The sequence below is a fragment of the Pantoea sp. F_5 genome, assembly GCF_008631595.1.
In the GTDB taxonomy this organism is placed as follows: Bacteria; Pseudomonadota; Gammaproteobacteria; order Enterobacterales; family Enterobacteriaceae; genus Pantoea; species Pantoea gossypiicola.
The window spans coordinates 171,307-189,949 of sequence record NZ_VWUO01000010.1; the positions used below are offsets into that span (position 1 = coordinate 171,307).

At 54.7% G+C, this 18,643-nt stretch carries 15 protein-coding genes and 1 pseudogene; 6 read left to right on the top strand and 10 right to left on the bottom strand.

The window, feature by feature from the left end; genetic code table 11:
* Positions 1-18: 18 nt before the first annotated feature.
* Together gabT and gabP are read left to right on the top strand one after the other, a co-directional pair.
* Complete coding sequence (gene gabT / locus F3I44_RS15095) at positions 19-1,305, top strand: 4-aminobutyrate--2-oxoglutarate transaminase (RefSeq protein ID WP_150011701.1); 1,287 nt, start codon at positions 19-21, stop codon at positions 1,303-1,305.
* 82 nt (positions 1,306-1,387) lie between these two features.
* Positions 1,388-2,797 (top strand): GABA permease, encoded by a 1,410-nt coding sequence (gene gabP, locus F3I44_RS15100; RefSeq protein WP_370452844.1) that lies wholly within the window; start codon positions 1,388-1,390, stop codon positions 2,795-2,797.
* A gap of 328 nt (positions 2,798-3,125) precedes the next feature.
* Here the strand turns inward: gabP and F3I44_RS15105 are convergent, their stop codons facing one another.
* The 3 genes from F3I44_RS15105 to F3I44_RS15115 all read right to left on the bottom strand — a co-directional run bounded on the left by F3I44_RS15105 (position 3,126) and on the right by F3I44_RS15115 (position 5,149).
* Positions 3,126-3,428, bottom strand: a complete 303-nt coding sequence (locus F3I44_RS15105) for a type 1 fimbrial protein (RefSeq protein WP_150011705.1) — start codon at positions 3,426-3,428, stop codon at positions 3,126-3,128.
* A 383-nt stretch (positions 3,429-3,811) separates the two neighbouring features.
* A complete protein-coding gene (locus F3I44_RS15110) occupies positions 3,812-4,231 on the bottom strand; it encodes a VOC family protein (RefSeq protein WP_150011707.1) in 420 nt (139 codons plus the stop codon).
* 36 nt (positions 4,232-4,267) lie between these two features.
* Positions 4,268-5,149 carry a LysR family transcriptional regulator gene (locus tag F3I44_RS15115; protein ID WP_150011709.1) on the bottom strand — a complete coding sequence of 294 codons (882 nt, stop codon included), beginning with the start codon at positions 5,147-5,149 and terminating at the stop codon, positions 4,268-4,270.
* A 146-nt stretch (positions 5,150-5,295) separates the two neighbouring features.
* Here F3I44_RS15115 and F3I44_RS15120 point away from each other — a divergent pair, with 146 nt between their 5' ends.
* Positions 5,296-6,147 carry a Vmh family MBL fold metallo-hydrolase gene (locus tag F3I44_RS15120; RefSeq protein ID WP_150011711.1) on the top strand — a complete coding sequence of 284 codons (852 nt, stop codon included), beginning with the start codon at positions 5,296-5,298 and terminating at the stop codon, positions 6,145-6,147.
* Between the two features lie 93 nt (positions 6,148-6,240).
* On the opposite strand, the gene F3I44_RS15125 is transcribed toward F3I44_RS15120, so the two are convergent.
* The 3 genes from F3I44_RS15125 to F3I44_RS15140 all read right to left on the bottom strand — a co-directional run bounded on the left by F3I44_RS15125 (position 6,241) and on the right by F3I44_RS15140 (position 8,767).
* The gene (locus F3I44_RS15125; RefSeq protein ID WP_150011713.1) at positions 6,241-6,912 is read right to left on the bottom strand and encodes a hypothetical protein; all 672 of its coding nucleotides are present in this window, start codon (positions 6,910-6,912) and stop codon (positions 6,241-6,243) included.
* A 210-nt stretch (positions 6,913-7,122) separates the two neighbouring features.
* Positions 7,123-7,437 carry a DNA-binding transcriptional regulator gene (locus tag F3I44_RS15130; protein ID WP_150011715.1) on the bottom strand — a complete coding sequence of 105 codons (315 nt, stop codon included), beginning with the start codon at positions 7,435-7,437 and terminating at the stop codon, positions 7,123-7,125.
* Between the two features lie 427 nt (positions 7,438-7,864).
* The gene (locus tag F3I44_RS15140) at positions 7,865-8,767 is read right to left on the bottom strand and encodes a LysR family transcriptional regulator (protein ID WP_150019467.1); all 903 of its coding nucleotides are present in this window, start codon (positions 8,765-8,767) and stop codon (positions 7,865-7,867) included.
* A gap of 97 nt (positions 8,768-8,864) precedes the next feature.
* On the opposite strand from F3I44_RS15140, the pseudogene F3I44_RS15145 reads away from it, so the two are divergent.
* A pseudogene (locus F3I44_RS15145) lies at positions 8,865-9,923 on the top strand (SDR family oxidoreductase).
* A gap of 54 nt (positions 9,924-9,977) precedes the next feature.
* Here the strand turns inward: F3I44_RS15145 and rluF are convergent.
* A complete protein-coding gene (rluF, locus tag F3I44_RS15150; protein ID WP_150011719.1) occupies positions 9,978-10,856 on the bottom strand; it encodes a 23S rRNA pseudouridine(2604) synthase RluF in 879 nt (292 codons plus the stop codon).
* Positions 10,857-10,959: 103 nt separating this feature from the next.
* The gene (locus F3I44_RS15155) at positions 10,960-11,430 is read right to left on the bottom strand and encodes a GNAT family N-acetyltransferase (protein WP_150011721.1); all 471 of its coding nucleotides are present in this window, start codon (positions 11,428-11,430) and stop codon (positions 10,960-10,962) included.
* Between the two features lie 322 nt (positions 11,431-11,752).
* On the opposite strand from F3I44_RS15155, the gene sfnG reads away from it, so the two are divergent.
* The gene (sfnG, locus tag F3I44_RS15160) at positions 11,753-12,841 is read left to right on the top strand and encodes a dimethylsulfone monooxygenase SfnG (protein ID WP_150011723.1); all 1,089 of its coding nucleotides are present in this window, start codon (positions 11,753-11,755) and stop codon (positions 12,839-12,841) included.
* Positions 12,842-12,971: 130 nt separating this feature from the next.
* Here sfnG and F3I44_RS15165 read toward each other — a convergent pair whose 3' ends face one another.
* Positions 12,972-14,945 (bottom strand): autotransporter outer membrane beta-barrel domain-containing protein, encoded by a 1,974-nt coding sequence (locus tag F3I44_RS15165; RefSeq protein ID WP_150011725.1) that lies wholly within the window; start codon positions 14,943-14,945, stop codon positions 12,972-12,974.
* Positions 14,946-15,139: 194 nt separating this feature from the next.
* Positions 15,140-16,030, bottom strand: coding sequence for a MurR/RpiR family transcriptional regulator (locus F3I44_RS15170; RefSeq protein ID WP_150011727.1), 891 nt, complete (start codon positions 16,028-16,030; stop codon positions 15,140-15,142).
* A gap of 471 nt (positions 16,031-16,501) precedes the next feature.
* Between F3I44_RS15170 and F3I44_RS15175 the strand changes: the two genes are divergently transcribed.
* A complete protein-coding gene (locus tag F3I44_RS15175) occupies positions 16,502-18,622 on the top strand; it encodes a TonB-dependent siderophore receptor (RefSeq protein ID WP_150011729.1) in 2,121 nt (706 codons plus the stop codon).
* The last annotated feature ends 21 nt before the right edge of the window (positions 18,623-18,643 follow it).

Sequence of the window (18,643 nt, forward strand, 5' to 3'; positions counted from 1 at the left end):
ATTAACGAGGTGGATGAAATGAGCGAAAATAATAACCTGATGCAGCAGCGCAAAGCACAGGCTCTCCCTAAAGGTATCGGTACGCTGTGCGACTGGTACGTTGCCCGGGCAGAAAACGCCACCTTATGGGATCAGGCCGGTAACAGCTGGATCGATTTCGCTGGCGGCATCGCGGTGCTGAACACGGGACACCGCCATCCACGTATCGAACAGGCCATTGCCGATCAGTTAACAAAGTTTACCCATACTGCGTTCCAGATCACCCCCTACGAAAGCTACATCGCCCTGGCCGAGCGCATCAATCAGCGGGTGCCCATCGCCGGAGCGGCCAAAACGGCCTTCTTCACGACCGGCGCGGAAGCGGTGGAAAATGCGGTCAAAGTGGCGCGTGCTTATACCCGTCGTCACGGCATCATCACCTTTGGTAACGCGTTCCATGGTCGTACATTCATGACGATGGCGATGACCGGTAAAGTGGCACCCTACAAACGGGACTTTGGCCCGATGCCACCGTCGGTATTTCATGCACGCTACCCCAGCGCGGTTCAGGGGATCAGCATTGAGGCGGCACTGACCAGCCTCGACGAAATCTTTACCCAGGATATTGCCCCCCATGATGTAGCCGCGATCGTGCTGGAGCCGGTGCAGGGTGAAGGCGGATTCCATGCCGCACCGGCAGAGTTTATGGTGCAGCTACGGGAGCTGGCTGATCGCCACGGCATTCTGCTGATTGCGGATGAAGTCCAGAGCGGATTTGCCCGGACCGGCAAACTGTTTGCCATGGAGCACTATCCCGTGAAGGCCGATATTATCACCATGGCAAAAAGCCTGGCAGGCGGCATGCCGCTTTCCGCTATCGCCGGTCGCGCAGAGGTCATGGATGCGCCTGCGCCTGGGGGCCTGGGCGGAACCTACGCCGGTAACCCACTGGCTATCGCCTCAGCCCATGCGGTGCTGGATGTGATTGAAGAGGAGCAGCTCTGCCAGCGCGCCGTTGATCTCGGTGCCCGGCTTGAAGCTGAACTGCAGGAACATCAACGCAAACATCCGGACATTGCTGACGTACGTGCGCTGGGTTCAATGGTGGCGATGGAGTTCTATCAGGCCAGCACCGCGCAGGCGGTTCAGAAGATGGCAATGGAACAGGGCCTGCTGCTGCTGACCTGTGGAGCTAAAGGCAACGTCATTCGCTTCCTCTACCCACTCACTATTCCTGATGCCCAGTTCAGCCAGGCGCTGACCATTCTCTCCACAGTAATTAATCACTGTGTTGCCTCTGCCGGACATCCCGTCGTCCCGGCCTGATTTCGCTGTGCGTTAACGCAAGCCTGTTCCCCTTTCGTCCGGCCGCGCAGGCCGGGCGTCGCCTGGAGACGTTTACATGACGATGACTCAGAGTGCGAATGAAGATTCGCTGGCTCAAAACCTGAAACCGCGCCACGTGCGTATGCTCTCAATTGCGGGTGTGATTGGCGCAGGGCTGTTTGTCGGCTCCGGCCACGCTATTTCTGAAGCGGGTCCTGCGGTGCTGATCTCTTATGCGGCTGCCGGTGCGCTGGTGGTGCTGATTATGCGGATGCTGGCTGAGATGGCCGTTGCTTCACCCGATTCTGGCTCATTTTCAACCTATGCGGATAAAGCGCTGGGCCGCTGGGCCGGTTTTACCATCGGCTGGCTCTACTGGTGGTTCTGGGTGCTGGTGATCCCACTGGAAGCCAATGCAGCGGGGACAATTCTGCACGCCTGGTTCCCCGAAGTCGCTATCTGGCAATATACCTTTGCCATCACGTTACTGCTGACCATTACCAACCTGCTCAGCGTTAAAAATTATGGGGAGTTTGAGTTCTGGTTTGCGCTGCTTAAGGTTGTGGCAATCATCCTGTTCCTGGCTGTGGCGGGTGCGGCAGTATTGGGTCTGCTGCCTGACAGCAACACCAGTGGCCTGTCGCATCTTTATGACACGCACGGGTTTATGCCGAACGGTATAGGTGCGGTTGTAGCGGCCATCCTGACCACGATGTTCTCTTTTATGGGTACCGAAATCGTCACCATTGCCGCTGCCGAGTCGAAGAATCCTGGCAAGCAGATTACCCAGGCAACTAACTCGGTTATCTGGCGCATTGCGCTGTTCTATCTGCTGTCGATATTCTTTGTGGTCGCGCTGGTGCCGTGGAACACGCCTGGCCTGGTTGAACAGGGTTCATGGCAGACGGTATTGACGGCGATGAACATTCCGCATGCCAGACTGATTGTCGATCTGGTTGTGCTGGTGGCGGTGTGCAGCTGTCTTAACTCTGCACTCTATACTTCATCGCGCATGCTCTACTCTCTCTCTCGTCGCAAAGATGCGCCTGCTGCCGCTTCACGCACCAATCGCAGCGGCACGCCGTGGGTTGCGGTGTTGCTCTCGACCGCCGCTGCGTTTCTGGCAGTCATCGCGAATTACCTTGCGCCGAGTGTGGTGTTTGAGTTTTTACTGGCGACGTCGGGGGCGATTGCGCTGCTGGTCTATCTGGTGATTGCCGTATCGCATCTGGTGCTGCGTAAAAAGCGCGAAAAGGCGGGTGAAATCCTGAATTACCGGATGTGGTTATTCCCAGGCCTCACGTGGGTAACGATTCTGTTTATCACGACCGTACTGGTGATCATGTTGTTTGACGCGAAGCATCAGGCTGAATTACTGGCAACCGGCGGATTAACGCTGCTGATTATTACCACCAGTCTGGTTCTGCGTCGTAAAAAGGAAAAGCGTCAGACCACGAAGTACTTCACTCAGCGTTCTTCTGATCCTTCGTGATTCCCGGATGTTTTTTGTAAAACTAAAAAATGCCCACCTTTAGCAATAAAGGTGGGCATTTATCTTTTTCCATCCGCGAACCGGCATAGCGCTTAATAACACATAGGATAAAAGAGGTTTAATAAATCGCCTGTATCATCAGCCTGCACCGTAGAATTCACTCATTCCAATCTCCTGGTCAAGGTGCAGCTCATTGTTTCTTGCTGAATATCTGTACGGAAGATTAAACCTTATTATGTGAGGGGCTTTATGCTTGCCTCACTCTCTGCGAGTTATGACCTGCAACGCGCTGGATTTTTCAGGTAAACACTAAAATCGGTTATGGGAATCAGAGATAGCTTACCTCAATAATTCCTTTCGATTTCTCAGGGTTAAACCAGTGCATTTTTACTTCTACAGGCAAGCCAGTCAGGGATTCAGGGTTCATCACGTCAGCAGTCGTGACGACAGCCTTGCCACGAGCGGGATCATAGCAGTCAAACACAACAGGATTCTGCCCGATATTCATATTACACGAACCGTTCGTTATGGCTCCCCTGAAGATGATAGTGCCTGATTGTGAGTCTGCACGCGCTGGACCAGCCAGGGCCATCAGCAGCAAACTTAAACAGGTCGTTAATAAGAATTTCATTGGTTGTCCTCCTGAGTATGTAATATCCGTTATCGGCTCACATCCTCAAAAATTAAGTGCTAAGTAAGAGAAGAAATGTAAATTTTCGAACACCTGGCCCAATGAAGTCCGCAATGAAACAATTGTTAAGAATTATCCTAATCCAGCGAGGCTACGTGAGTGTAGTTCATCGTTAGAAAAAATCATAGTTGAAATAATTTCTTCAGAACAGTTGAGAAAAAATGAGACTCGCAAAGACTTTCATTCTTTTGCAACAGAAAAGCGTTTGTCAGTATCAAAATCTTTTAATTAATATGCATGAACGTTCAAAATAAAATACGGCGCGCATTGACTTGAGGCACAATGGCGTTATCAACGCGAATAGTACCGAAAACGCTTCTGGCTTATTCCAGATACTGGCTGAAGCGCAGCAGATAACCGTCCGGATCCTGTACCAGAAACTCCCGCTGGCAGGCGGTTGTCCCGTCAGTTTCGTAATGATTATCCCGTAGCGCCCGATAGAGCGGAACGACGTACTGCTGTAAACGCGTCAGCACAGGTTCAATGTCATCGACTTCGATCTGGAAATTGATGCCCCGCCCCAGTGGCCTCTCCAGTTCAGCGGTGTTCCAGCCCTGCGGGTGGTACTGTTCAATCATCAATTGCGCCTCACCATAACAGAGGTATGCGAAGTCAGGATTCTGACGCTGGATCCGCACGTCAAAGCCCAGCACAACGGTGTAAAAATGCAGCGAAATGGCAAAGTCAGTAACGGTGAGTTCTGGCACCATAGGGTTCCAGTACCGTTGTTGATCATCATTCATAAACATCTCCATCAGTATCCGTGTGACTTCCTCTCATCACCGGCTCTGGATGCTGTTTTGCAGTTCATCCAGCATCAGACGCAGCGCGGCAGACTGGTGCTCACGCGACAGGTAAAGCCCCCAGATGCCAATGCGCTGCGGCTCAAAACCGGGCAATAACTCAACCAGCTTTCCCGCTTCAAGCGCATGGCGTGCTTCCAGTTCAGGCACCATCGCTATCCCGCAATCTGCAATCGCTGCGTCACATAACAGTGACGAGATACCCGCACTGAAATTCCCTTTAACGGCGACAGAGATTTTCTCTCCACCTGCCGCGGTGAAATGCCAGCTCTGTCCGGCAAAACGACTGTAGTAGAGGCAGTTGTGCTGCGTCAGATCGCCAGGCAATTGCGGGGTGCCTCGCATCTGGAGATAGCCGGGTGAGGCGCAGAGTACCGAGCGACATTCCCCAAGGCGGCGTGCGATAGCGCCCGGCTCTGGCGCATCAGTGATGCGAATAGCAAGGTCGATGCGCTCTCCAATCAAACTCACCGGCTGATTGTTAATTTCCAGTTCGATGCGCAGTGCGGGGTAACGCGCCAGAAAATCGGGGATCACCGGACCGACAAGATGAAGTGCTGTAAAGTGCGCGCAGGCGATGCGTAACGTTCCGGCCGGAACGCCCTGCGTGTTCTCCTGCTGGATTGCCTCTGAAAGCAGGGCCAGCTGACGGGTCTTTTGCAGAATCGCCTCACCGGCAGGCGTCAGGGTCAGCCGGCGTGACGAGCGATGCAACAGACGCGTTCCCGCCCACCTTTCCATCTCCTCCAGATAACGGCTGATCATCGGGCGCGAGATCCCCAGCGCACGCGAAGCAGCACTCAGGCTGCCCAGTTCGCATATCCGGTTAAAAACGACAGCTGCCGTCACTCTGTCCATTCTGCTCACCTGTTCGGATTATGAAACTCAGCATCTCTGATTTCGGGAATTCTAACAGATAGCCAGATGCGTAGAATAGCGCTACTGATTCTGAACATCGCCCGTTACACCTGCCTGAGTCGGGCATTTATCTCTGAGGATGATCAATGAAAACTGTGCTGTTACCTGTGATGCTTGTTCTGGCTTCCGCCTCCGCCAGCGCAGCCACGCTGCAACTGGAAACCTATAATCCGCAGGAGAAGGGTATTTTTGCCGTCTCCTCAACCCTGGTCTCCGGGCCAACCGAAGCGATTCTGTTTGATGCCCAGTTCAGCACCCAGGATGGTGAGAAGCTGGTAGAGATGATTAAAAAGAGGGGTAAAAAGTTGAAGGAGATTGTGATCACCTCTGGCGATCCCGATTTTTACTTCGGTCTGGAGCCGATTGTTAAAGCCTGGCCGGACGTCAAGGTCGTTGCCGCACCTGCAGTGGTAAAGCATATCCAGCAGACCCATGACGCCAAGCTGAAATACTGGGGCCCTCAGATGAAACAGGGCGCGCCGGATAAAATCTTTGTGCCAGACGTTACGCATCAGACCCGCTTCAGCGTGGATGGCGAGGCGCTGGAACTGCGTCATCCTGATCAATATGCTGCATACATCTGGATCCCCTCTGTGCGCACCATTCTGGGCGGTACGGCCCTTTCCTCTGGCATCCACGTCTGGACGGCTGACACTCAGACCATTAAGAGCCGCAATGAGTGGCGACATATCCTCACAGAAATGCAGACGCTCAACGCGAAAAATGTTATTCCGGGACACTATCTGGGTGCGCGTCCAGCCGGTTCGCAGGCTGTAGATTTCACGCTGAATTATCTGAAGAGTTTTGAAGCGGCGCTGTCAGAACACAAAACCTCAGCAGCAGTGATTGCCGCCATGAACACCGCCTGGCCAAAACTGGCTGAGCCGGCCTCACTGGAACTCAGCGCAAAAGTGAATACCGGCGAGATGAAGTGGTAAACCTGCAGAGAGGTCCGCTAACGACAGAGTGAGCTCCCTTTCAGCGACCATTCAGTGCGGATGCCAGTGGCTGCGAGTAAAGATGACCGGGCGCTATCTTTTCGCCAGATAGCGCCTGTCGTCACGCGCCTGCAACCGTGCCTCTGCCGGTGTGGGAAAGATGTAGTGAAACAGATCGCGGTAAAAACTCAGGTGCTTCAGTAATCCGTCCTGAATGGATTTACGGATGTCTTTAATCAGGAATTCCTGAGTAGTATTGAAGTTAGTCATACTGAAAAAGGTTTTGTCATAGACGTTGACCACCCCCTCCCATTTCATCACCTGCTCTTCCGGAGATACGCCTTCCGAGGCGACAAACATCCCTTTATGGGATTTCACTCCCTGCTTACTGACATAGGTGGTTAACGCGTCATAGCCGCGCTTGTTGCGCCAGCGGCAGAATTCATAAGGCACATCGTAATGTGGCAGTACAAAGTCCGGGCTGCGAAAATGTTCATCGCCGATCAATCCATCCAGGGTAACTGTAAAATGAAGAAAGTCCTGCAGGAAGTCGAACTGACGGGTTTTGGTCAGCGTAACATTAATGGTGTAGTGACCAGCCTGCACATACCAGTAATTGGTAAAGCCGGTCACCAGAATACAGAACGCCTGCCAGTCACTGAGTCTTCTGTCGCCCGCCAGCCCCCTGAAACGGCTGATCATCATCCGTGATTTGGGATGCTGATACGCTTTCAGCAGCGGATCGTTCATACCTTTCAGTAACATCAGGCTCACTCCTTGATAGATTGCGCATATCCTGCCACGCCCTGATCAGGGTGAAAAGTGTCGTTGCTCTGAATATGGGTCTTTCAAAATCTGGCTTATGGTGGGAAAAGCGCTGTCTGGTCAGGCGAAAGAGAAGGCTGTGTTAGCCCGCCGGACATCGGATGCCAGGCGCATATGTGAAAAAATGCGCCTGGCATCCGGACGTCGATATCAGAGCTTAGCGAGGGTTTTAAGCGCTTCCGGGTTCTGTTGCACCATGCGAATTAATAAAACCGCCTGGGCATTAGGTCTGGCTCTGCCCTGTTCCCAGTTCTGATAAGTCGTCTCGCCAGTGTGAAGATAATGAGCAAAGACGGCCTGGGAGAGGTTGAGTTTTTCACGTACGTCACGCAGCTCTTGCGGCGCAATGGTCATAGGGGCGCGCTTAGTAACCTTATGACTCTTCAGGGTGATTTTGCCCTCCTGATGATCCTTGAGCTCCTGCATACCCGTCATCAGTTCACTGAAAATATCGCGTTCAGTCATGTCTCAACCCTTTTTTGATCATATTCAACGCAGTCGCCAGGGCATCACGTTGTTGCTTCGTTAGATCGTCGCGTTGATCTTTATCGTAGATGGTAAACAGGATGAATTGGCCTTGTTCGTCCATCCAGTAATAGATAACTCTGATGCCACCTCTGGCACCCTTGTGCCGGCGCTCATCCCTGTAACGAACCTTACGCAGTCAACCGGTATCCGGTATCACGTCACCCTTTTCAGGGTCAGCCAGCAACATGTTTTGAAATCGCCGATACTGATCATCACTCAGATAGTCAGCCCGGTATTTCTGAAAACTGGAAAGCTCAATGAATAATGCGTCCATGTACAGTGTATTCCCTATCCTCGCGCGGGGGATATTTTATCCTTAAGTTGGGGACACTTCAAACAGAGTCTGTTCTTTTTCCAGCGCCCATCAACTGACGTTTTGCCCTGCTACCCGCACCACCTCACTCAACCGCCCGACCAGCTTACGGACCTTATCAGGAATAAAACGGGCATCCGGGAACACGGCATAAAGATAGCGGTCGGGCAGTCGCCAGTCCGGTAACACCCGCACCAGTCGGCCGGAGGCCAGCGCCTCTGCGCCAGGCAACGTCTGTAAGCCGCCGATCCCGAGGCCGGCTTCAAGGGCCTGCATCAAGGCATCGCTGTTATTAGACCGAAACACGCTTTCCACCGGGACCGAGACCTTCGCGGTCGCAGAGATCAGTTGCAGCGGCGCATCAGTCGCTATACCGCTAAAACGTATATGTGGATGGCGCATAAGGTCATCGGGTGTCTGCGGCGGATCGTTGCGCGCTAGCCACTCAGGGGAAGCCACCAGCACGGTTTCAACCGTGGCCAGCGAACGGGCAGCCAGCGTGGCAGGTGGCGACTCGCTGAGACGGATGGCCACATCAACGCCCTCCGCAACGAGATCCGACAGGCGATCCTCCAGCGCTATATTCAGACGCAGCGCTGGATGCGCCTGCTGGAAAGCGATCAGATGCGGCATCAGTCGCTGACCGATGCCGCTCGGCAACTGAATATGCACTCTGCCGTGAAGCGGCTGCGAGCCGGGCCGCAATTGCTGCTCCAGTTCATCCATCGCACCAAGCAGTTGCCTGACCTGTTGCAGATAATGCTGACCCGACTCCGTTAACGCCATGGTTCGCGTGGTGCGATGTAGCAGCACCACGCCCAGCGCCTCCTCCAGCGCGGCAATCTGCTGGCTGACAGCCGACTGCTTCATGCCGTTTTGTCGTGCTGCCGCCGAAAAGGAACCCGCTTCCGCCACCCTGACGACGGTCTGAATCGCAGTCAGTTTGTTCTGCATTTATTGATTTTCCTGATAAGTGATATCCGGTTTAGGGGATTTAATCAGAATTTAACGCAGGTGAGAATGCGGCTTCTTTATTAATCGGATAACAATCATGAAAACAACACAGGGTAAACAGGTTGCGCTGGTAGCGGGTGCCAGTGGAATTGTGGGTCAGCAACTGACTCAGGCGCTGGTCGCAGACCAGTGGCAGGTAATCGCGCTGAGTCATCGCTCAGGGTCTGCCACAGACGGCATAGAGACGATTGCGGTGGATCTGCGCGATCGGCTGCAAAGCCAGCAACGGCTGGCATCACTCACCGACGTTACGCATATCTTCTACAGCGCCTGGCTGAATGCTGCTGACTGGGCGGCGATGGTGGGACCGAATCTCACCATGTTGCAGAATCTGGTTCAGGAAATGGAGGATGTCGCCCCCCTTTAGCATGTCAGTCTGATGCAGGGATACAAGGTGTATGGCGCACATCTGGGCCGATTCAAAACCCCGGCGCGGGAAAGCGATCCCGGCGTGCCGGGGGCTGAGTTCAACGCCGCACAGCTGAACTGGCTGAGCGCACAACAGCAGGGTAAAGCCTGGCACTGGAGCGCAGTACGCCCTGGTGTTGTTGGCAGTGACCGGCATGGAAACAGCATGAATCTGGCGCTGAGCCTGGCGCTCTACGCATCGATCTGTCGCGCAGCGCGACTGCCTTTCCGTTTTCCCGGTTCGCCGGAAACCTGGCACAGCATGGTCGATTTTACCGATGCTGAACTGCTGGCCAGTGCCACCCTCTGGGCTTCACGCAGCCCTGACGCACGCAATCAGGCGTTCAATATTAACAATGGTGATCTCTGGCGCTGGAGTGAGCTGTGGCCGGTGATTGCAGCGTGGTTTGAACTGGAGGTTGCGCCGCCGGTCTCGCTGTCATTCCGGCAGTTGTTTCAGGATTATCGTTTGCTGTGGCGGCAAATCGCCGTGGAGCACGCCTTAATTGAAGCGGATATTCTGGCACTCAGTGACGGTGCTTTCGCTGATTTTGTTTTCGGCTGGAATTACGACATGTTTGGCGACGGCAGTAAGCTGCGGCGGGCAGGCTTTCACGGTTATCGCGCGACGGATGCGATGTTCTGCGATCTGTTTGCCCGCTTTCGGGCGGCGCGCGTTATTCCGTGATGCGTCCGTGAAAGCACAGAGAGCGAGAATATCGCTCTCTGCATCGGGCTGGGTTTAGCGCCCTTTCTTTTTACGTCCCGGCTGGACAAAGCGCTTGCGCGAGGCACCAGCCGCATCCGCTTTTTCAGCGGGTCTGGCACCATTCTTCTGCGGTTTTCTCGCGGTCGACGTTTTAGCCGGAGCTTTGGCTTTCTTCGCGGGTTTGTCTTCTGAAGAGGAGTTCTCCAGCAGTTTAAACAGCTCAACAAGTTCGTCATCGGTGAGGTCGCGCCATTCCCCGAGCGGCAATCCCTTGAGATTGACGTTCATGATGCGGGTGCGCTCAAGCTTCGTCACTTCAAAGCCGAAATGCTTACACATGCGACGGATCTGGCGATTCAGACCCTGTACCAGCGTAATACGGAAGACAAATGGCGCTTCCTTTTTCACTTTGCACTTTTTAGTCACCGTGCCCAGCATCGGCACGCCCGCGCTCATCCCGGCAATAAACTCATCGGTGATCGGCTTGTCGACGGTAACAACATACTCTTTTTCGTGATTGTTACCGGCGCGCAGGATCTTGTTGACCAGATCGCCATGGTTGGTGAGGAAGATCAGGCCCTGAGAATCTTTGTCGAGGCGACCAATCGGGAAGACGCGCTTGCTGTGATTGACGAAGTCGCTGATGTTATCCCGCTCGCCCTCTTCCATGGTGGTGATGATGCCCACCGGCTTATTCAGCGCAATCAGCACCAGATCGTCTTCATCGCGCGGTTCAATCAGCTGACCGTTGACCTTCACCACATCGCCTGCAAATACCTGCGCGCCCACAGAGGCGCGTTTGCCGTTAATGAAAACGTTGCCCTGCTCGATGTAACGATCGGCGTCACGACGGGAGCAGATACCGCTCTCGCTGATGTATTTATTAAGACGTGTTGATGAGCCAGTCAGCATGATTCCTCCAAAAAACGCGGACTATACCTTACCGGCGTGGGCTTGCGAAGTCTTTGCGCGGGAAACTTTTGCCGCATTTCGCCAGCCTTGCCGCAGCAGGCATTTATAGCTCAATCGCCATCGCCATACAGCGCAAGGCACTGCCCGCCAGCTTTGACGGATAGAGACTTTCCCCCAGCGAATGGAAGCCATGCTGCTCATAAAAGCTGACGGCGTTCGGTGTCGACGCAAGGGTCAACTGGTGGTAGCCACGCTGCCGCGCCTCCGCTTTGATGGTGTCAATGATCAGGCCAGCCATTCCCTGTCCAGTGAAATCGGGCAGCGTAAAAATAGCCTCAACACTGGCGGCGGCGAGATCCAGCGAACCCGTAGCCACCGGCGTGCCGTCCGGGCCATCAATCACAAAAAAGGGATTGACGCGGATCATCGCAGGAAAGCTGGCGGGCATGCGGTCCGGCGTCCAGGCCGCGAGCACATCGGGTGGATAGACCTGCTGGCAGCCGTAACGAAGTGCCTGATTTCGGATATTCCATAAACGATGCGCCTCTTCAGGTGATGCCTGTCTGACTATCATTTTCCCCTCCGGCTCTAATCGTGTCGCGCTTCGCTACGTTATCACAGCATGTCCGGCGTTACTGACATTCTGGCACTGTTGCCGTCAATAGCGTGACGGAGTGCATTCGCCGTTCACACCTCCTTCCAGGCATCCCTGCTGCATTGGCAACCCGGTTGTCTCAGCCGTGCCGCATTTGCAACACGACCGGCTCGCCCCAGGCTGTTTACTGCAATAAAAACAGTAAGTTACTTTATGGCACGTTTACTGCTTGGCTTTTCGTTATATCTGAAAGTTTGGAAAAAATGAGTACCACATTAATTCAGCTATATAAGGAGAGACTATGTCCGCTTCACAGCCTTTACAGTTCGCCTACTGGGTTCCGAATGTCTCAGGCGGATTGGTGATCAGTCAGATAGAGCAGCGAACCCGCTGGGACGCCGCCTACAATCGTAAGCTGGCGCAGATCGCCGAACAGGCGGGGTTTGATTATGCGCTGACGCAGATCCGCTTTACGGCCGGATATGGTGCAGATAACCAGCACGAATCAGTCACCTTCTCACAGGATCTGCTCAGTCACACCTCGAGGTTGAAAGTGATCGCCGCGCTGCTGCCTGGCCCATGGAATCCGGTATTAGCGGCAAAGCAGATCGCCACCATCAGCCATCTCTATGGGCCACGTATCGCCGTTAACATTGTCAGTGGCTGGTTCCGGGGCGAATTCAAAGCGATTGGTGAACCCTGGCTCGACCACGAAGAGCGCTATCTGCGCTCAGAAGAGTTTATTCGCTGCCTGCAAGGCATCTGGCGCGAAGAGAACTTTACTTTTGCAGGTGATTTTTATCGCTTTCGCGATTACGCCATGAAACCTAAGCCGTTGTCTCCGTTACCGGAAATTTTCCAGGGCGGCAGCTCACGTGCGGCACGTGACATGGCTTCCCGGGTGTCAGACTGGTATTTCACTAATGGGAATACGCCGGACGGCGTCCGTCTGCAGATCGCGGATATCCGTGAAAAAGCGGCACGCAATCAACATCAGGTCAGAGTGGGACTGAATGGATTTGTGATTGCGCGTGAAAGTGAACAGCAGGCGCAGGCGGTACTTCAGGAGATCATCAGCAAAGCCAACCCGGATGCGGTGAAAGGCTTCCAGCATGAGGTCAAAAATGCAGGCAGTGCCTCACCCGAAGGAGAGGGAAACTGGGCAAAATCGTCGTTTGAGGATCTGGTGCAGTACAATGACGGCTTCAAAACCAATCTGATTGGCACCCCCCAGCAGATTGCTGAACGGATTTTCGAACTGAAGCAGGCCGGTGTCGATCTGCTGCTGCTGGCGTTTCTCCACTTTCATGAAGAGGTTGAGTTCTTTGGCCGCGAAGTGATACCGCGCGTTCGTGAGCTGGAGGCGCAGGCGGCACTGGTCGAAGTGTGAAAACCGCGCGCCCCAGGCGAATTCAACGCTCTGTCGCCACGGCGTAACGAACAACGCGCAACATCGTCTGCCGCAACGTTTCAGACAGCGGCAGACGATCCCTGCACGGCTTTTTGATACAACTTATTATTCAAAAACGGGCGTTAAGCCCGACGTTCCAGGTCACCTGATGGTAGTCGCTGTTACCTGTCACCGCTGAAACGCCGGCAAACGCGTTCACCGATGTGCCAATTGGCACGCTCGCACCCAGAGCCATGTCAATCCAGTTATCATCCCGTGAGCCACTGCTGCGGGTAAAAGCGGTACGGGTCGATTTCAATCCGGCAGTAACAGCAGCGTCGCTGTCACCGAACTGATGGTTGTAGCTGACCTGCGCCCAGGGATTGATCACGAGATCTTTGCTGTCGATACGCCAGCCCACCGAGCCGATTTGGGCGTGCAGCGTCTGGTCACCAAAGCGCATCGAGGTACTGCTGTTGCCCTCTTCCCTGTAGCCATCCACCTGGGTATAGTCGAGCGCATAGCTCGCCATCGGGCCGGTAGTGACATAGCGGCCCAGCGGTAAATCCCAGCCGGTCTGCACCCGCATTCCCAGCACGTTGCCGTCGCTGCTGCCTTTCTCCGTGCGGGTCGCCGGTCCCAGCCTGACCTTACGCTCAATATCATCAAAGTTAAGATCGGCGTAATGGGCATCTGCATTAATCCATCCCCGATCCAGATAATTTAACTGGCTCCACAGCGCCACAAGATTGCCACGTAAACGATAATCAAAGCGCGACGAGGGATCCTGTCGTTGCGAGGTGGCAGAGAGCATTGCACCGGCCTGCCAGTGTTCGGTCAGCTGGTAGCCTACTCCCACGGTGCCGGTCGCGCTTGTCGCATCCCCATCCAGCAGGCTGTCACCGCGGAAATCTCGCTGCTGTCCGGCATAGCCACCGAAAACTGTAAACTCTCCAGCGCTGGCGGGCTGCTGACGCTGCTGTTGCAGATGTCCATCCAGCGTATTCTGCGCATCGCCCACCAGCATCGACGGTGCCTGAATTAGCGCAGCCACCTGCAGCGGCGCATTCAGCACTGACTGAATATAATCGGCGATCAGCGCATGCACTGCCGGGCTGGGATGTAGCCGGTCGGCGAACAGATATTGCTGTGACTGCGAAAATCCTGGCGTCGAGGCGGTGCAGTCCATGGATGAGACGCCGGGCGGACACGCCATGCCCGCCGTGTTGCTGAGCCCATACAGGCGCGGGTTATCAATCACCTCATTAAACAGGCCATTGATATCCACCCGCGCGATATTGCCGCGTGCCGCTACCAGTCCCTGTTCCTCCGCCTGGTTGTACCTATCGGTGAGCGCCGCCGCCTCCTGACTCAGCAACTGCCAGGCGGCGATCAGCTGTTGCGCAAGCGCATCGCGGATCAGCGGAATCGATGAGACCTGACCAGCTGCCTCATTAAGCGCGGTTTCAATCGCCTGTTCTCTGGCGGCACGGTCGGGCGTGGCGGTGGTGCTCAGCGACTGAAACAGCGCTGCGGTGGCAGGCTGCGCGGCCGGACCCAGCACCTGCAGAATCGCCTGAAGCAGCGCGGGCGTTGCCCCGACGTTCGGCACCGTCGGAACAATGACCGTGCCGGCTCCGGCATCCAGTAACCGGCTGACCTGTGAGGCCGCCGCGCTGGCGCTGTTATCCACTATCTGCTGTGCAGCGAGCGGCGCAAGAGCTGCCGCCGCTAAGTCATTGCCGCCAATCCAGTGAATATAGAGTCCGTCCGGATCGGCTCGTCCGTCGCGCGCTGCAAGGTAACGATCAAGCTGATCCTGCGTATTGAACAGCGGATTGATCGCGGGCACTGCGACGGCACCGCCCTCGGCATAGTTGTTACCGCCCTGGGTTGAAGGACGCAGCGTGTCGCCCAGCGACTGCGCCAGGATCTCGTCATAGAGCGGATGGGTCGCACCATCATAAGTAAAGCGTCCTACATTTCCGCCATCGCTCAGGCTGTCGCCAAAGACGGTGAGATCGCTCCATGCCAGCGCAGGCAGCGGCGACAGGAGGCTCAGGGTGGCACAACAGAAAAGGTATTGCGCGTGAAGGGGTTTCATCAGCAGCTCCGCACAAAACAAAGTGAGTGAGAAAGAGTAAAAGCCGCACCCGGAGGCACAGCACGCTGTAAGCGTAGTCGCCCTGATAAACGGGCTGATGAAAAGACGCGATCGCGCTCGCAAAGCGGAGAAATTTGACTTAAAGGTGAGCCAGTTTTTACCGGAAAACTCCGGTCATGACGCAGTTAAGCAGGCTACTTTTTGCTGGCAGGTTTTAGCCCGCGGTTGAAATCCTGTAACCGTTTCATGGTTTTAACCGTGCGCTGCGGCAGCGCCGAAGCTACCGACAGGATCAGCATCTCCAGACAGACCATAATGGTGCCGTGCAGCGGAATCCTTCCCTTCTCGCCACCGCGAGGCACATTGATCACCACATCCGCCTCGCGTGCAAAAAAAGAGTCGGTGGCGTTGGTGAGCAGAATAATCGGGATATCCAGCCGTTTCGCCTCTCGCACTACGGTGGTCCCTTCCCGGTGCGCCGACTGTTGCGCCATCATTATCAGCACATCGCCACGCTGTAGCGCCAGCATCTGCTCTGCCAGCGCAATCCCGGCGCGATTAAGCGAAAAGGCGGGCAGGCCGATGCGGTTCAGCAACCGCACGCTGTAGTCGGCCAGAATCCCTGAGGCGTTAATGCCAAAAATAGCCACTTCCCGCGCCTCACTCAGTAGCGCCACGGCGTCTGCCATCGCCACCCGGTTCTGCGGCTGCGACAGCACCTCACAGGCATGCCGGTGGCCCGCAAGTACAAAGTCGATGGCGCTGTTTACGTCACTGGTCACCTCACTGACCGTGGTGATCATCTTATCTTCCGAGGTCAGCGAGGCACCAAACCAGCTCCTGAGCGTCTGTTTAAGGTCGCGCAGCCCGCTAAATCCCAGTGCCTGAATAGCACGAATCACGGTGGCATCAGAGGTAGCATTCGCCACGGCGATTTCCATCGCCGTGCTTTCAAGTACCGTTTCACGCTGTTGATCGATATAACGCGCCACAGCCAGCAGACGAGGAGAAAGCTGCTTTTCGCGGGCGCGAAGACGCTCTGCCATTACATCCACCCTGTTTTTACCTGGCCGGTTCTGTTTCATGTTGTTCCTGCTGCTCGCGTTACAGGTCCGAAAGGCTTATTACCGATCGGGTTAATGGAGGACATTTCACAGTAAAAAATGTAGTGAAAGCGTGATGCCATGCTGGATTTCACCTGCAAATGATAGGGTTTAAAAATATCCTGTCATCTCGACATGAAATAATAATTATTATTTTCAATAAAATAAATCAGTCGCCTGAACTGTGAGCCATTAAAAATCGATACGGCAAAAATGTAGTAAATTCTGTTCAAATTATATTTACTACTACACTACCGAATGTTTGAATGATTATCAATTACAGATGAGAAGCATTGTCGTCCGGGCAACATAATGATGTCTGAAACCGAATGCCGTTCTCTTCTGCTTATAGCGCTGCATATTGCAGACCACCTCCAGGGAAGCCCTGTATAACAGCCAGTCATCAGGGCGAATTTGCTTCAGAAACTGCCAGAAACAGACACGAAAAGAAAAATGAAAAACAGAGACTCGCGATATCCGGCCCGGCACCCCGCTCTGGTCGTGGCGATTTGCGGAAGCATGATGATGCCGCAGGTCAATGCAGCCGCCGACAGCGCCTCGGATATAACCGTGACCGCCGATGCTAACTCAGAGGGAAATTACAGCGCCAGCGAGAGCAGCGTTACCAGCAAAATGCCGACGGCGCGACTCAATGAGGCGCAATCGGTCAGCGTGGTGACACAACAGCAGCTGGAGGATTTCCAGGCCAGCTCACTGGCGGATGCGATGCGCTTTGTCAGCGGCGTTTCAGAGGCCAACACGCTGGCGGGTACCGAAGATGGCTTTGTACGACGCGGTTTTGGCAGTAACGCTGATGGGTCGGTCTACCGGGATGGCATCCGCAGCAGTCAGGGGCTCAATTTTGATGCCACGACCGAACGGGTTGAGGTGCTGAAAGGCTCCTCCTCGCTACTGTATGGCATTCAGAATCCGGGCGGCATTATCAATGTGGTCAGCAAAAAACCGCAATACAGCTGGCACTCCAGCGTTACCGGACGTTATGTCAGTGAAGGTGGCGGTGCAGGTACGCTGGATGTCACCGGCCCGCTGGGCAATGGTTTTGCCTTCCGGCTCATCGCCGAAAAGCAGAATCAGGATTACTGGCGCAACTTTGGCAGCGAAGAGCACACGCTGCTGGCACCCTCTCTGCAATGGTTTGGCGAGCAGGCCAGCTTTCTGATCAGCTATGCCGACTACCGTTATGACATTCCCTACGACCGCGGCACGGCCTTTATCGACGGCAGGCCGATCGATATTGCTTACAAAGATCGTCTGGATGACAAAGCCAACCACGCCTGGGGCCATAACAAAACGCTGAATGCCCACTATGACTGGCAGTTTAATGATGAGTGGCGCACCCGGCTCACCCTGGGCTGGAATCAACGGCGCTATGACAACAATGAGGTGCGCGTAACGGCGGTCAATGCCAGCACGGGCGTGGTGACTCGTCGCGCCGATGCCAATCGCGGATTTAACCACAAAACCAAATATGTGAGCTGGGATCTGCTGGGCAACCCGGAGATTCTGGGCATGCAACATGCACTTGTGGCAGGCACTGATTATGAGATGAATCAGACTTATCGCGCCCATCAGTATCAGGGTAAGGTCAACCGCCAGTTCAACTACTTCAATCCCGACTATGACATGCTGTCACCGGTTACAGATGACAGCACTGAAAACACTACCGGGGCCAACAACCTGAACCGTATTCATAGCCGATCACTCTACGCCAAAGACAGTATTTCACTCACACAGGACTGGATAGTGGTGCTGGGCGGCCGTTATCAGCATTATGAACAGCGCGCCTCCCGCGGCGTTAATCCCCAGTCAGAAATTCTGAACGATGAGGGCAATAAGTTTCTGCCGCAGGCCGGGGTGATTTACAAACTCACGCCTGACCTCTCTTTCTACACCAGCGTCAGCAAATCGTTTACGCCATCCACCGATGTGGATGATGACGGTAATGTTGGCAAGCCGGAACAGGGTACGAGCTGGGAAGTCGGCAGCAAATGGCAGCTATCGCCGACACTGCTGGCAACAGTGGCGCTCTACCGGATTGATGAAAAAGCGATGTCGCTGAACATCAATGGCAGCACGCGAGCGATTGATAAAGCCCGTTCGAGCGGCGCTGAATTTGAGCTTAACGGTGAAATCGCACCCGGCTGGGATTTGAGTGCGAACTACAGCTATGATCAGGCAGAGATCGTCAGCGACCGTGTGAATCCGGATAACAACGGCAATCGCCTGCAGAATGCGCCGCGTCATGCCGGTGCGCTCTATCTGAGTCATGATATGCAGATCACCGCCCTGCCCGGCACGTTCAGGCTCGGCGGCGGTGCGCGCTATGTCGGCAGCCGTGCGGGCGATCCTGATAACAGCTTCACCCTGCCCGACTATGTAGTGGCAGACAGCTTCGTGGTATGGAACAACCGCCTGTTCGGTGAAAAAACCCAGCTGCGTCTGAATATCAATAATCTGTTTAACCAGCACTACTACAGTTCAAGCGGCGGCAATTTGCGCGTCCGTGAAGGCGAAACCCGTAACCTGGTGGTACAGGCCCGTGTTGAATTTTAACTCGCTACGCGCAGTGCTGCT

Excerpts from the sequence above, each read along its gene's own strand:
- F3I44_RS15120 (WP_150011711.1), top strand. The coding sequence starts at position 5,296 with ATGAAAACTGTGCTGTTACCTGTGATGCTTGTTCTGGCTTCCGCCTCC.
- gabT (WP_150011701.1), top strand. The coding sequence starts at position 19 with ATGAGCGAAAATAATAACCTGATGCAGCAGCGCAAAGCACAGGCTCTC.
- F3I44_RS15155 (WP_150011721.1), bottom strand. The coding sequence starts at position 11,430 with ATGATAGTCAGACAGGCATCACCTGAAGAGGCGCATCGTTTATGGAAT.
- F3I44_RS15140 (WP_150019467.1), bottom strand. The coding sequence starts at position 8,767 with ATGCAGAACAAACTGACTGCGATTCAGACCGTCGTCAGGGTGGCGGAA.
- F3I44_RS15165 (WP_150011725.1), bottom strand. The coding sequence starts at position 14,945 with ATGAAACCCCTTCACGCGCAATACCTTTTCTGTTGTGCCACCCTGAGC.
- sfnG (WP_150011723.1), top strand. The coding sequence starts at position 11,753 with ATGTCCGCTTCACAGCCTTTACAGTTCGCCTACTGGGTTCCGAATGTC.
- F3I44_RS15175 (WP_150011729.1), top strand. The coding sequence starts at position 16,502 with ATGAAAAACAGAGACTCGCGATATCCGGCCCGGCACCCCGCTCTGGTC.
- F3I44_RS15105 (WP_150011705.1), bottom strand. The coding sequence starts at position 3,428 with ATGAAATTCTTATTAACGACCTGTTTAAGTTTGCTGCTGATGGCCCTG.
- F3I44_RS15110 (WP_150011707.1), bottom strand. The coding sequence starts at position 4,231 with ATGAATGATGATCAACAACGGTACTGGAACCCTATGGTGCCAGAACTC.
- gabP (WP_370452844.1), top strand. The coding sequence starts at position 1,388 with ATGACTCAGAGTGCGAATGAAGATTCGCTGGCTCAAAACCTGAAACCG.
- rluF (WP_150011719.1), bottom strand. The coding sequence starts at position 10,856 with ATGCTGACTGGCTCATCAACACGTCTTAATAAATACATCAGCGAGAGC.
- F3I44_RS15125 (WP_150011713.1), bottom strand. The coding sequence starts at position 6,912 with ATGTTACTGAAAGGTATGAACGATCCGCTGCTGAAAGCGTATCAGCAT.
- F3I44_RS15130 (WP_150011715.1), bottom strand. The coding sequence starts at position 7,437 with ATGACTGAACGCGATATTTTCAGTGAACTGATGACGGGTATGCAGGAG.
- F3I44_RS15115 (WP_150011709.1), bottom strand. The coding sequence starts at position 5,149 with ATGGACAGAGTGACGGCAGCTGTCGTTTTTAACCGGATATGCGAACTG.
- F3I44_RS15170 (WP_150011727.1), bottom strand. The coding sequence starts at position 16,030 with ATGAAACAGAACCGGCCAGGTAAAAACAGGGTGGATGTAATGGCAGAG.